Origin of the sequence: Paracoccus sediminis (assembly GCF_900188295.1) — a bacterium.
GTDB classification, from domain to species: domain Bacteria; phylum Pseudomonadota; class Alphaproteobacteria; order Rhodobacterales; family Rhodobacteraceae; genus Paracoccus; species Paracoccus sediminis.
On the sequence record NZ_FZNM01000001.1, the window covers coordinates 573,925 to 587,211 of the forward strand.

Consider the following 13,287-nt stretch of genomic DNA (forward strand, 5'->3'; position numbering starts at 1 on the left):
GTCAGACCACCTTTTGCCGCTGCTGCCCCAGCCCGTCGATGCCCAGCCGCATGACCTGGCCGCGCGTCAGATAGACCGGCGGCTTCTGTCCCATGCCGACGCCCGGCGGCGTGCCGGTGGCGATCACGTCGCCCGGATGCAGCGTCGTGAAGCGCGACGCATAGGACACGATCTCGGCCGGTCCGAACACCATCGTCGCGGTGGTGCCGTCCTGAAAGCGGCGGCCGTCCACCTCCAGCCACAGGCGCAGGGCGGCGGGGTCGGGAATGGCGTCGGCCGTGACCAGCCAGGGACCGATGGGACCAAAGCCGTCGTGACCCTTGCCCTTGTCCCAGGTGCCGCCGCGCCGCAACTGCCAGTCGCGTTCGCTGATGTCGTTGATGACGCAGTATCCGGCGATGTGATCGGCGGCGCGGTCCAGCGCAATGCCGTGCCCGCCGTCGCCGATGACGATGCCCAGTTCGACCTCCCAATCCGTCGCGGACGATCCGGTGGGCAGGCCCAGGTCGTCGTCCGGCCCGGCGATGCAGCTGGTCCACTTGGTGAACAGGATCGGTTCGACCGGAACGTCCATCCCCGCCTCGGCGGCGTGGTCGGCATAGTTCAGGCCGACGGCCAGGAACTTGCCCACCCCGGCCACGCAGGCGCCCAGCCGCAGATCCTGCTGGGGCACGCCGTCCACAAGGGGCAGGGCGGCCGGATCCAGGGACCGCAGCCTGGCCAATCCGTCGCGGGTCAGGCAGGCGCCGTCGATGTCCGCCACATGGCCCGACAGGTCGCGCACCCGGTCATCGGCGTCCAGCAGTCCCGGCCGCTCGGCCCCCTTGGCACCGTATCGTACAAGTCTCATGAATCCTCCCCTTGCGTTGACCCGCGCAGCCTAGCGCAGGTTTCGGCGGATGATTTTGCCGGATCGGCACATGCTTTATGCGGCCGGCGGCGAAAGTCGGCAGCGCCGCACAGGCGAAAACGGCCCGCGCGGGGCGGGCCGCCGCATCGGCGCGGACAGGTTCATTCGGAAACGGGGGGCGCCAGCTTTCGGGTCGGGCCGTTGGCGATGGGATCCTCCTGCCGCTGGACCGAGCCTTCGAAATGGGCGCCGGATTCGATGGCGATGGTCTTGTGGATGATGTCGCCTTCCACCCGCGCGCTGGCCGAAAGCCGCACCTTGAGGCCCCGGACCCGGCCGACCACGCGGCCGTTCACGACGACTTCGTCGCCCACGATCTCGCCCCGGATGGTGGCGCTTTCGCCGATCACCAGCTGGTGGGCGCGGATGTCGCCTTCGACGGTGCCTTCGATCTGGATGTCGCCTTCGGTGCGGATGTTGCCCGTCACCGTCAGATCCGACGACAGGATCGACGGCGCGGACCGGCGCGCGGGGGCCGGGGCCGTCCCGGATGTCTCGGCCCGGTCGTGGCTGGGCGGTGCGGCGGCGGGCATGTCGGGGGCGGCGGGCGCGGCAGGGCTGGTTTTGGGGTTTTCGGTCACGCGGGTCTTACTGAACATTGCTTGCAGCCTTAATGAAGCTCATCGGGTCAATGGCCCGACCGTTCATGCGCACTTCGTAATGCAGATGCGACCCGGTCGAGCGTCCGGTATTGCCCATATCACCGATCAGCTCGCCTTGCGACACCCTTTGACCGACCTTGACCCGGACTTGGGACAGGTGGGCATAGCGGGTCTCGACCCCCAGTTCATGTTCGATCTTGATGAGGTTGCCATAGGCGCCCTGCCGTCCCGCATGGGTCACGACGCCGTCGCCCGGCGCATAAACCGCCGTGCCGACCGGCCCGGCCATGTCGATGCCCTCGTGCGCGCGCCCCCAACGCGGACCGAAGTTCGACGTCAGCCGGAACGAATCCCTGACCGGCATCGCCATCGGCAGCTTTTCCATGGCGATGCGATAGGTGTTCATCTTGTCCAGCGTGACGATGATCTGATTGGCCTTGGTTTCGCTGTTCGCCAGCGCCGCATTGCCGCGCGTCGAATAGCCCATCGGCGTCAGCGGGCCGCCCTGGCCGGAATAGCCGCTGCGGATGGTGTCCAGCACGTCGTCCGGGTTCATGCCCACCGACCGGAACACCTCGTCCAGCGGTTCGACCGACACGCTGACGGCATTTTCAAGCTGGGTCAGGATCTCGTCGTTGCGGGCCAGGATCTGTTCGCGTTCGATCGACATCTCCTCGACCGCCTGCCTGGCCTGCGCCGCGTCCTCGACCGCGGTGGCACGCTCGTCGGCGGCTTGGCGCAGTTCGCCGGTCACGATGTCCAGGGCGGCGGTGACTTCGTCGTCGCGGTTGGCGGCGGCCGCGTCCGACGCCTCGGCCCCGGCATGGGCGTCGCTGCGCGCATCGCGCAGGGTGGACTGGGCGGCATCCAGGCCGGCCTCGAGTTCGCGGCTGCGTTCCTCGGATGCCAGCAGTTCCGTCTGCATTCGGGATACCTGTTCCAGCGCGACGGTGAACCGGTTCTGGGCGGCCAGCGCCTCGGCCGCGCGGGCGTCGCGTTCGGCGGACAACTGGGTCAGCCTCTCCTCGAACGCGGTCTGGTTGCGCACGATCTGGTCGCGCGAGGATCCGGCGCTCATCGCGTCGATGGCCAGGACCGAGCTTGCGACCAGCGTCCAGCCAAAGGCCAGCGTGATGCCGCCGATGGCCGCCAGTTGGGTCATGGGGCGCAGGCGCACGAACCGCATGGCGTCATCGGACCCCAGGACCAGGCGCTTTTCCGGCAGGATCCGTTCCAACGCGGCATTCAGGCGGTTCGTGGCGTTCGGCAAGTTCATGTCCCCCGGCGTCGCGCCCAGGTTGATCGGGGCGATGGCTTCCAGTGTGCAGGTGGTAAACCGCACCTGTGCCTTCTTGGCAACAGACCCGGCGGCGCCGGTTCCCTTCATGCGCGAAACCCTGCCCCTGCGGGCGAAAATCCGCCGATGGACACACGATCTAGCGGAATCTGTTAGGAAATTTCATAGGGAAGCGGCCCGTTCCGGTCGGCGGGGATCCGCAAGGGCCGGTCGATGGGGGGCACAGACCGCTGGTGGCAGTCGGGGCGCGGACAGATCCGGCAGGAAATCCCGATCGGTTCGAACGCGCGCGGCGTGGTCAGATCCAGCCCGTCGGCATAAACCACGCTGCCCGCGTGCGCGACCTCGCATCCCAGGCCGATGGCAAAGCGGCGGACCGGGGCGTTGAAGGCGCCCGCGTGTTTGGACACGTCGCGCGCCATCAGCAGATAGCGCACCCCGTCCGGCGTTTCGGCCAGTTGGCGCAGGAACCGGCCCGGCTGTTCGAACGCCTGATGCACATTCCACAGCGGGCAGGCCCCGCCGAAGCGGGCGAATTGCAGGCGCGTGGCCGAATGGCGCTTGGTGATGGTGCCCGCCTGATCGACGCGGACGAAAAAGAACGGCACCCCCTTGGCGCCGGGCCTTTGCAACGTGGACAGCCGGTGCGCCACCTGTTCCAGGGATGCCCCGAACAGATGCGACAGGCGTTCCAGGTCGTGCCGTTCGGCCTGCGCGGCGGACAGGAACGCACGATAGGGCATCAGCGCCGCGCCCGCGAAATAGTTGGCAAGGCCCACGCGCGCCACGTCCCGTGCCGTGTCGCTGCGGAACCGGGCCAGATCCAGCGTCGCCTCCAGCAGGTCGGCTTGCCGTTCCAGGGCCACCAGGTGCAGCAGCTGGAACAGTTGCGTCGGACGTTCGGCGGCGGCGTTGACCTGAATGTCCTGGCCCGCGCGGCGGAACACGGCATTGGCGGGCAGTTCCGCGCGCGTCACCCGGATGCCGCGCTGTGCCAGGGCCGCCACGCCCGCGTCCCAGGGATCCAGCCGCTGCCCCGCCGGACAGGCAAAGCGTTCCGCGGCCCGGTCCACCGCGTCGATGTAGTTGTCGCAGTAATGGAAAAAGTCGCGCACTTCCTCCCACGGGGTGGACAGCGCATTCTGGCCGGATGCGCCGATCGCCTCGTCCAGGGCGGCCAGCCGTTCCTGGCCCTGGCGGTGGGCGCGGTACAGGTCCAGGAAGGCGCGGGCCAGCACCGGGGCGTTGGTCGCGGCCAGCCGCAGGTCGGCCAGCGGCGGGGCCGCGTCGAACAGCGGGTCGGCCAGCGCCTCTTGCATGTCGATGACCATGCGCTCGGCGTCGCCCGCCGCCAGCGTGGACAGATCGACGCCGAATTCCTGCGCCAGCCGCAGCAGCACGCCCACCGAGATCGGGCGGTGGTTGTTTTCCATCTGCGACAGATAGGGCAGGGACACCCCCAGCCGGTCGGCAAAGCGTTTCTGCGTCAGGCCGCTGCGCCCGCGCGTTTCGCGCAGCGACGTCCCGGCATAGATCTTTTGCGTCGCCATTGCGCACCCCCGCCTTTGCAAAGGCTGGATTAGCGTTTGCAAACCGGCGCTGGCAAGCGTCGCGGCTTGCGTGGCGCCGATTGCCGGGCTTTGATCGGGCCATGACGCATCGCCCAGGCAGCCGCATCCTGACCGGAACCCGCATCCGCGAACGCCGCCTGGCGCTGTCGCGGCGGCAGGCGGACGTGGCGCGGGCGGCAGGGATTTCAGCGGCCTATCTGAACCTGATCGAACACAACCGCAGGCCCGTGGGCGATCACCTGGTCACGCGCCTTGCCGCGGTTCTTGACGTGTCCGCAGCCGAACTGGCCGAGGGGCGCGAGGAATCCCAGATCGCCGCCCTGCGCGAGGCGGCGGTCAGGCTGCCCGACGACGTGTCCCCCGAACTGGACCAGGCGCCCGAGCTGCTGGCCCGTTTCCCCGGATGGGCCGCCGCCCTGATCGCCGCCGCGCGCCGCGCCGACGCGCTGGAACGCCAGCTGGTCACGCTGTCCGACCGCATGACCCAGGACCCCTATCTGCTGACGACGCTGCACGAGGTGCTGTCGGCCGTCACATCCGTCCGGTCCACGGCGTCGATCCTGGCCGAAGGGGGCGAAATCCCGCCCGATTGGCGCGACCGGTTCCACGCCAACCTGGACGCCGACAGCCTGCGCCTGTCCGGGACCGCGCAGGCCTTGGTCGCCTATCTGGACAGCTTCGACACCCAGGGCGCGATCTTCACCCCGCAAGAGGAGGTCGAGGCCTGGCTTGCCGCCGGCGCCCCGCCGGTTCGGGACTCGGCGGATCTGGCGTCCGACGCCGCGCGGGCCATGGCGCGGGCGCATCTGTTGCGGATGGAGGAGGAGCGCGCGGCCCTGCCCGATGCCCTGCTGGCCGAGGCGTCCGGGGATCCCGATCCGCTGCGCATGGCCGACCGGCTGGGCCAGCCGCTGGATCGGGTGATGCGGCGTCTGGCGGTGCTGAAACCCCCCGGATACGAGGGCGCGGGCCTGCTGGTCTGCGACGGATCGGGGGCGCTGACGCTGCGGCGCCCGACGGCGGGCTTTCCGCTGCCCCGGCCGGGCGACGCCTGCCCGCTGTGGCCGCTGTTCCAGGCGCTCGCCACGCCCCAGACCGCCATTGCCAACGTGGTCGAGGCCCCGTCGGGCCGACGGTTCCGCACCCTGTCGCTGGCCACCCGGCACCAGCCGCTGGGAACCGATGGCCCGCTGCTGACCCGCGCGCAGATGCTGATCCTGCCCGAGGAGCGGGGATCGCCCGGACGCGCCGACCTGCTGATCGGTCCGGCCTGCCGCATCTGCCCGCGCGCCGAATGCCCCGCGCGGCGCGAACCCTCGATCCTTTTGACGGCCTGAAACACAGGCTTTGACAGCGCCGGCCCGGCTGCCCCATGATCCCGTCAAACGCCTGGGGAGGGGCGCGGATGCTCGACATCCTGATGATCGAGGATGAACCCAACATCGCCGAGGCGGTGCAATTCATCCTGACCCGCGAGGGCTGGCGGGTCGCGCTGCACGGGGACGGGTTGGGCGGGATCGAGGCGATCCGGGGCGCCAAGCCGCGCCTGGTGATCCTGGATGTGATGCTGCCGCATCGGTCGGGAACCGAAATTCTGGCCGAACTGCGCGGCGATCACGATGCCAGCCTGGCCGCGACCCCGGTGCTGATGCTGACCGCGCGGGGGCAGGCCACGCTGGCGCTGCCCCAGGCCGATGCGGTGCTGGCCAAGCCGTTCGCCAACGACGACCTGCGCGCGATGGTGCGCCGGATGCTGAACTGACCGCCATGCCCGACCGGCCCTTGTTTCTTGAACGCGCCTCGTTCCGCCGCCGCCGTCTGGGGGACGCGGCACGCGTGCTGCCGGTGCTGGCGGCCGCGCTGATCCTGGTGCCGGTCTGGTGGATGCCGGGCCAGGTCAGCTTTGCGGGGGGCGCGGTCTGGCTGTTCGGCCTGTGGGCGGCGCTGATCGCGGCGATCTGGGCGCTGCACCGCGCCCTGCGCCGCGCCGACGCGGCGACCCTGCGCGCCAGCCGGGACATTGCCGGGGACGACGGCCATGCCCTTTGAGGCGCTGGTCGCGGGCTGCCTGGCCTATGTGGCGCTGATGTTCGGCGTGGCCTTTGCCGCCGACCGGGCGGCGGCGCGCGGCCATCTGCGGTGGCTGGATCATCCGGCGGTCTATACGCTGTCGCTGTCGGTCTATTGCAGCGCCTGGACGTTTTATGGCGCGGTGGGATACGCCAGCCGGTCGGGGCTGGAATTCGCCACGATCTATCTGGGACCGACGATCGTCTTTGCGGGCGCCTGGTGGGGGCTGCGGCGGCTGGTGCGGGTGGCGCGGATGCACCACGTCACCTCCATCGCGGATCTCATCTCGGCCCGGTTCGGCAAGTCGAACCGGCTGGCCGCCATCGTCACGCTGATCGCGGTGATCGCGGCGACCCCTTATGTCGCGCTGCAACTGCAATCGGTCAGCCTGTCGTTCGAGGTGTTCGCCACCGACAGCCTGACGGACATCCCGATGACCGGCGGCGGGGGGACGGCGCTGTGGGTGGCGGGGGGGTTGGCCCTGTTCACCATCCTGTTCGGCACCCGCAACCTGGCCGCCGACGAACGCCACCACGGCGTCGTCACCGCCATCGCGCTGGAGGCCGTGGTCAAGCTGCTGGCCTTTCTGGCGGTGGGTATCTTCGTGGTGTGGGGACTGGCGGACGGGCCGTCCGACATGCTGGACCGGATCGCGCGGGCCGCGGCGCGCCACCAGGGCTGGATCCTGCGCCCCGACCGCTGGACCGCGCTGCTGATCGTGTCGGGCGCGGCCATCGTCGCCCTGCCGCGCATGTTCCAGGTGCTGGTGGTCGAGGCCGCCGACGAGGATCGCCTGGCCGTCGCGGGCTGGGCCTTTCCGGCCTATCTGTTCGCCATGTCGCTGTTCGTGCTGCCCATCGCCGTGATGGGGCAGCAGCTTTTGCCGCCCGACGCCAATCCCGACCTGTACGTCCTGACGCTGCCCGCGCGGTCGGGGCAGAACTGGCTGGCGTTTCTGGTGTTCCTGGGCGGGTTTTCGGCGGCGACATCCATGGTCGTCGTCTGCACGATCGCCCTGGCGACGATGATCTCGAACCACTGGATCGTGCCCTTGTGGCTGATGCTGCGCCGCAAGCCGCAGCCCGAAGACCCCGAGGATCTGCGCGGCTTCGTGCTGAACGCCCGCAGGCTGGCGATCCTGGCGGTCATGGCGGTCGGCTGGGTCTATTACCGGGCGACCGGCGGGACCACGGCCCTGGCGGCGATGGGGCTGGTGGCGTTCACCGGCATGGCGCAGGTGCTGCCCGCCATGATCGGCGGGCTTTTGTGGCGGGGCGCCAACCGGCAGGGGGCCTATGCCGGGGTGGGCTGCGGCTTTGCGATATGGATGGCGATGATCTTTCTGCCCTCGGTCGGGGTGGGCGCATCCCCGCCCGTGCCGGCCGGTGTCGATCCGCTGGCCTTTGCGATCGTTCTGTCGCTGGCGGCCAACACGCTGGCGTTCATCGCGCTGTCGATCTTCGGGATGCCCGATCCGGTCGAACGCCTTCAGGGCCTGTCCTTCGTCAGCGCCGTCGATCCGGTCCGTCACAGCCGCGTCGCGCGGGGCGCGGACGGGGCGGAACCCTTGCTGGTCATGGCGCGCCGCGTCTGGGGGGCCGAGGACGCGTTGCGGTTTTTCCGGGCCGAGGCCGCGATCCAGGGCAAGTCCGGCTATCTTCCCGATCTGACGTCCCGGTTCCTGACCCGGCTTGAACGGCGTCTGGCCGGATCGGTGGGCGCGGCGACGGCGCACGCGATGATCGACAGCGTGGCGGGCGGGGTGGAACTGACCGTGTCCGACCTGATGCAGGTCGCCGACGAGGCGCAGCGCGCCAAGGAGGAGACGCAACGGCTGGAACATGCCACCACGGAGCTGGCCCGCACCGCGCGGCAGCTGCGCGAGGCCAACGACAAGCTGACCGCCCTGTCGGTGCAGAAGGATTCCTTTCTGGGCCAGATCAGCCATGAGCTGCGCACGCCCATGACCTCGGTCCGGGCCTTTTCGGAAATCCTGCGCACGCCGGATCTGTCCCCCGCCGACCGCGACCGCTTTGCGGGGATCATCTTTGACGAATCCGGGCGGCTGACGCGTCTGCTGGACGACCTGCTGGATCTGTCGGTGCTGGAAAGCGGCCAGGCGCAACTGTCGATCACGCCCGCGAACCTGCACGATCTGATCGAACGGGCGCTGTCGGCCGCATCGGCCACGCGGCCCGAACGCATGTTCCGGGTGGAACGCGAGCCGCTGGCGGAGCATCTGGGCATCCTCACCGACGCCGACCGGCTGTTGCAGGTGCTGATAAACGTCATCAGCAATGCCCGCAAATACTGCGACGCCGAACCCCCGGCGCTGTCGATCCACGTACGCCAGACCCTGCGCGGCGGCGCGCAGATCGACATTGTCGATAACGGATCGGGCATCGAGATCGCGCGCCAGGCGCTGATCTTTGAGAAATTCGCCCGGCTGAACGATCCGGCGCGGGCCGGGGGCGCGGGCCTGGGCCTTGCCATCTGCAAGGAGATCATGGCCAATCTGGGCGGCGAGATCACCTATCTGCCCGGCCAGGGCGGCGCTGCCTTCCGCATCGTGCTGCCGCGCCGCCCGCCGGTTCCCGTCGATGCGGGCCAGCGGCTGCGGGCGTAAACGCTTTATCAACCGCTTCTTGTCAGATTGCCTTCAGGACTTGGCCGATTCGGGGTTTATCATGGCGCAGAACGGACAGGCGGACAAATTGCGGGCCTTGCTTCAGGCCCGCGCCCAGGGCGGTGCCGAAAAACCCGCGCGGCTGCCCCAGCCCCAGCCCCTGTCGCCCGCCCGCGCCGCCGCCAACGCGGTCGGTCGCGCGGCGGAACGGCTGTATCGCCTGCCGGTCTTGCCGGTCGATATCCGTCCCGGCGCGGCGACGCTGGCCGAGTTGCCGGAACTGCTGCCCGAACAGGCCCTGCTGGCGGTGCTGCAAGGGCCGGGAGACCAGATCGGGGTCATGGCCCTGGGGTTCGAAACGGTGACCGCCCTGATCGAGGTTCAGGCCCTGGGCCGCGTGACCGCGCGGGCCGCCGAACGGCGCCGGCTGACGCGCAGCGACGCGGCGATCTGTGTGGATTTCATCAATGCGCTGATGGCCGAACTGGGAACCGAACTGACCGGCGTGGACGGTTTCGGCGCCATTCAGGGATATGGCTATGCGACCCATCTGGACGATCCGCGCGCCCTGATCCTGATGCTGGAGGATCGGCCCTATCGCAGCCTGTCCTTCGAACTGCGCCTTGGCGGGGGGGAAACCCGCGACGGCTCGATCCTGGTGGCGGTTCCCCAAAAGGCCGATGCCCGTCCTGGCGATCCTTCGCGGCCGCTGCCCGCCCCGGCGGTGCAGGGTTCCCCCGCTGCGCCGCCCGCCGATGCGGCGCCGGCGCCGGTCCGGGACGCGACGCTGGCGGCTGCGATGACCGCCGCCCCGGTGGATGTGGTGGGCGTCCTGTGCCGCCGCACCATCACCCTTGGCGAATTGCGCGCCCTGGTTCCGGGCAGGATGCTGCCCCTGCCGCGCGTCACCCTGGCCGAGGCGCGGTTGGAAACGCCGGGCGGACAGTTGCTGGCCACCGGCAAGCTGGGCGAATCCGAAGGCTGCCACGCCCTGCGGCTGCACGATCCGGCGCGGATCGCCACGCAACAGCCGTTTGCCGGAACCGTGCCCGCCCCCGATCCGATTCCTGCCGATCTGTCGGACAGCGATCCGTTCCGCGCATCCCCCGGTCCGCACATGGCGGGCGGCAAGGTTCCGGCGCGGCTGGCCTCGGGCGTGTGATCCGCGCTTTACACTTGAATTCTTGGCGTTCCGGCCGCATTTAACCCCGGTCCCGAATCGGGGCGATCAGCATGGAGTGAACATGGCCAAGGAAGAAATGCTCGAATTTCCGGGTGTCGTGAAGGAACTCTTGCCCAATGCGACGTTCAGGGTCGAGCTGGAAAACGGCCATGAAATCATCGCGCATATGGCGGGAAAGATGCGCAAGAACCGCATCCGCGTCCTGGCGGGCGACAAGGTTCAAGTCGAAATGAACACCTATGACCTGTCCAAGGGACGGATCAATTACCGCTTCAAGTGACGCGGGCGCCGCGATGGCCGCACCGCGCCCCTTGCCCGGCGGGCGGCGCCTGATCCTGGGATCGGCCAGCCCGCGCCGGTTGGAACTGCTGGCCCAGATCGGCATTCGGCCCCATGACATCCGCAGCGCCGATATCGACGAAACCCCCTGCAAGGGCGAAGATGCGCGCGCCTATGTCCGCCGCATCGCCTTGGCCAAGGCGGCCGCCCTGGACCTTGCCGCGGATGAGGTGCTGCTGTGCGCGGACACGACCGTTTCGGTCGGCCGCCGCATCCTGGGCAAACCCTCGTCGCGCGACGAGGCCGCCGGATTCATGCGGCTCATGTCCGGGCGCAGGCATCGGGTGCTGACCGCGTTGGCGGTCCGCGAGGGTGGACGGACGCGTGACCGGCTGGTCGAAACCACGGTGCGGATGCGGCCCATCGGGTCGGCCGAACTGGACGCCTATCTGGACTTCGGCGACTGGCAGGGCAAGGCCGGCGGATACGCCATCCAGGGCGCCGCCGCCGCGTTCATCCCCTGGATCCAGGGGTCGTTTTCCGCCGTTGTCGGCCTGCCTCTGTCGGAAACCGCCGCGATGCTGGCGGCAAGCGGCATAACCGCAAAGGGAGCCGCCCCATGAAGGGACGTCAGGTCGTTCTGGGACAACTGTTCGGTGCCGAGGCCGCCGCCTTGATGGAAGACGGCCAGTTGGTCGATCTGCTGGTCGATGCGGGCGCCCTGGCCCCGCTGGTTCCCGGCGACATCTGCCGGGGCGTGGTCGAGCGGTTGATGAAGGGGCAGGGTGGGGTCTTTCTGCGCCTGCCCGAAGGTCAGCGCGGTTATCTGCGCGACCGTTCGGGCCTGCGCGAAGGCCAGTCCTTGCTGGTGCAGGTGACGGGCGTCGCAAGCGAAGGAAAGGCGGTGCCCGTGACCGCGCGCATCCTGCTGCGGGGCCGGCATGTGCTGGTCACGCCGGGCGCGCCGGGCATCAACGTGTCCCGCCGCATCCGCGACGAGGGCGCGCGCGCCCAACTGGCCGCCCTGGGCGCCGCCGCCCGGCCGCCCGAACGCACCGGCATCATCATCCGCAGCATCGCCGAAGCCGCCGACCCTGACGAGATCGCCGAGGAACTGCGCGGCCTGCTGGATCTGTCGGCCCGGATCGGCGGCGAGGCGGATGGGCCACCCGAACTGTTGCTGGGCGCGCCATCCCCGCACGAACTGGCCTGGATGGAATGGTCCGACCCCGAACCCGACGCGGTCGAGGAGGGCGAGGACAGCTTTGCCCGCTGCGGCGTGCTGGAGGCGGTCGATGCGCTGCTGGCCCCCGAGATGTCCTTGCCCGGCGGCGCCCATGCGGTGATCGAACCGACCCGCGCCCTGGTGGCCATCGACGTGAACACCGGCAACGACACCAGCCCCGCCGCCGCGCTCAAGGCCGATATCGCGCTTGCCCGCGACCTGCCGCGCCAGTTGCGGCTGCGCGGTCTGGGCGGTCAGGTGGTCATCGATTTTGCCCCGATCCCCAAGCGCGACCGCGCCACGCTGGATCAGGTTCTGGGCGCCGCGTTCCGGGGCGAAGGCGCCGAAACGTCGCTGATCGGCTGGACGGCGATGGGCCTTTACGAGATCAACCGAAAGCGCGACCGCATCCCCCTGCGCCGCCTGGCCAAGGGGGCGGGTTGATGGCCTGTCCCATCTGCAACAAGCCGGGCGTGCCCGCCTATCGCCCGTTCTGTTCGAAACGCTGCGCCGATATCGACTTGGGCCGCTGGCTGCGCGGCAGCTATGTGATCCCCGGACAACCGTTGGACGACCTTGGTTCGGATCACCCTGGCGGCGATGAAAAAAACCCCGGCGGGGGACTGGACAGTGCGACCAAGCGCCCGTAAACACCGCCCCACACCACGCGCCGTCGGCGCAGGGATGCCCGGATAGCTCAGTTGGTAGAGCAGCGGATTGAAAATCCGCGTGTCGGCGGTTCAAATCCGTCTCCGGGCACCATCGTTCCCTGTCGGTCGCCAACCGGATCGCGGCTGCTGAACGCGGTCAGGATCAGATCCCGCAGTCGGTCCATGGGCAGCGCGCTGCCGTCCGGCGGGATCAGCCCGCAGGACAGGCCCCAGCCCGCGGTCCGGTCCACCAGATGCGCCGGGCCGATCACATGCACCAGCGTATCGGGCCGGTCATCCATCGCGATGCCGGGGGCCGCCTGGTGATCGCCGATCACGATCATCAGCGGCGGATCGGCGGCATGGCGCAGCGCATAGTCCATGACCGTGGCCAGGCTGTAGTCCACGGCCTCGCGATAGGCGCGCCGAACCCGGTCGCGATCGCGCCACACGGTCTCGGGCGGATCGCCGGCCGTGGCCATGCCGTCAAAGACCCGACCATCGCCCAGACCGTCCCAGTCCAGCAGGCGCGGAACCGGCACCCAGGGCGCATGGGACGAGATCAGCGCGACCTGCGCGAACAGGCGGGGGCGGTCCGTCCCGGCGCGCAGCAGCCGGTCGGTGGCGTCCAGCGTGAACTGGTCGGGCATCGTCACCCAGTTGAAGGGCTTGCCGCGATAGCCCAGATCGCCCGCGGACAGGATCCTGTCAAAGCCCATGGCCGCGCCTTCGGGCCAGGGGCGCGTGATGGCGGGCATCACCGCCGCCGTCCGGAATCCGATAGTGCCCCGTGGCGTGGTGTAGGAGCGCCGACCCTCGGAAAGGTCAGGGCCTGATCAGGACGCCACGGCGGGCAGCCTGACATTGGGATTGT

The 13,287-nt window shown here is 69.5% G+C and carries 14 protein-coding genes and 1 tRNA gene; 11 read left to right on the top strand and 4 right to left on the bottom strand.

Going from position 1 to position 13,287, the window contains the following annotated elements:
• Position 1: 1 nt before the first annotated feature.
• The 4 genes from CHB77_RS03030 to CHB77_RS03045 form a co-directional block, all read right to left on the bottom strand.
• Complete coding sequence (locus CHB77_RS03030) at positions 2-850, bottom strand: fumarylacetoacetate hydrolase family protein (protein ID WP_089386671.1); 849 nt, start codon at positions 848-850, stop codon at positions 2-4.
• Between the two features lie 161 nt (positions 851-1,011).
• Positions 1,012-1,509, bottom strand: coding sequence for a bactofilin family protein (locus CHB77_RS03035; RefSeq protein WP_165456162.1), 498 nt, complete (start codon positions 1,507-1,509; stop codon positions 1,012-1,014).
• Positions 1,499-2,899: a DUF5930 domain-containing protein gene (locus tag CHB77_RS03040; RefSeq protein WP_341273547.1), complete on the bottom strand. Its 1,401-nt coding sequence runs from the start codon at positions 2,897-2,899 to the stop codon at positions 1,499-1,501. Before CHB77_RS03040 ends, CHB77_RS03035 begins: the two co-directional genes overlap by 11 nt.
• Positions 2,900-2,961: 62 nt before the next feature.
• Positions 2,962-4,359, bottom strand: a complete 1,398-nt coding sequence (locus tag CHB77_RS03045) for a helix-turn-helix domain-containing protein (protein WP_089386672.1) — start codon at positions 4,357-4,359, stop codon at positions 2,962-2,964.
• A gap of 101 nt (positions 4,360-4,460) precedes the next feature.
• Between CHB77_RS03045 and CHB77_RS03050 the strand changes: the two genes are divergently transcribed.
• The 11 genes from CHB77_RS03050 to CHB77_RS03100 all read left to right on the top strand — a co-directional run bounded on the left by CHB77_RS03050 (position 4,461) and on the right by CHB77_RS03100 (position 13,249).
• Positions 4,461-5,717, top strand: coding sequence for a helix-turn-helix transcriptional regulator (locus CHB77_RS03050; protein ID WP_089386731.1), 1,257 nt, complete (start codon positions 4,461-4,463; stop codon positions 5,715-5,717).
• A 68-nt stretch (positions 5,718-5,785) separates the two neighbouring features.
• Positions 5,786-6,142, top strand: coding sequence for a response regulator transcription factor (locus tag CHB77_RS03055; protein WP_242626481.1), 357 nt, complete (start codon positions 5,786-5,788; stop codon positions 6,140-6,142).
• Positions 6,143-6,147: 5 nt separating this feature from the next.
• Entirely contained in the window at positions 6,148-6,429 is a 282-nt protein-coding gene (locus CHB77_RS03060) for a hypothetical protein (RefSeq protein WP_176430300.1), read from the top strand.
• Positions 6,419-9,076 (top strand): ATP-binding protein, encoded by a 2,658-nt coding sequence (locus tag CHB77_RS03065; protein WP_089386673.1) that lies wholly within the window; start codon positions 6,419-6,421, stop codon positions 9,074-9,076. Before CHB77_RS03060 ends, CHB77_RS03065 begins: the two co-directional genes overlap by 11 nt.
• 61 nt (positions 9,077-9,137) lie before the next feature.
• On the top strand, positions 9,138-10,238 hold the full coding sequence (locus CHB77_RS03070; protein ID WP_131023283.1) for a FliM/FliN family flagellar motor C-terminal domain-containing protein: 1,101 nt from the start codon (positions 9,138-9,140) through the stop codon (positions 10,236-10,238).
• Between the two features lie 82 nt (positions 10,239-10,320).
• On the top strand, positions 10,321-10,539 hold the full coding sequence (gene infA, locus CHB77_RS03075; protein ID WP_036636451.1) for a translation initiation factor IF-1: 219 nt from the start codon (positions 10,321-10,323) through the stop codon (positions 10,537-10,539).
• Between the two features lie 13 nt (positions 10,540-10,552).
• Positions 10,553-11,161: a Maf family protein gene (locus CHB77_RS03080; protein ID WP_089386675.1), complete on the top strand. Its 609-nt coding sequence runs from the start codon at positions 10,553-10,555 to the stop codon at positions 11,159-11,161.
• Complete coding sequence (locus tag CHB77_RS03085) at positions 11,158-12,207, top strand: ribonuclease E/G (protein ID WP_089386676.1); 1,050 nt, start codon at positions 11,158-11,160, stop codon at positions 12,205-12,207. Before CHB77_RS03080 ends, CHB77_RS03085 begins: the two co-directional genes overlap by 4 nt.
• Positions 12,207-12,413 carry a DNA gyrase inhibitor YacG gene (locus CHB77_RS03090; RefSeq protein ID WP_089386677.1) on the top strand — a complete coding sequence of 69 codons (207 nt, stop codon included), beginning with the start codon at positions 12,207-12,209 and terminating at the stop codon, positions 12,411-12,413. The genes CHB77_RS03085 and CHB77_RS03090 overlap by 1 nt, the downstream gene beginning before the upstream one ends.
• 36 nt (positions 12,414-12,449) lie before the next feature.
• Positions 12,450-12,525, top strand: a tRNA-Phe gene (locus CHB77_RS03095).
• A gap of 160 nt (positions 12,526-12,685) precedes the next feature.
• Positions 12,686-13,249 (top strand): hypothetical protein, encoded by a 564-nt coding sequence (locus CHB77_RS03100; protein WP_131023282.1) that lies wholly within the window; start codon positions 12,686-12,688, stop codon positions 13,247-13,249.
• The last annotated feature ends 38 nt before the right edge of the window (positions 13,250-13,287 follow it).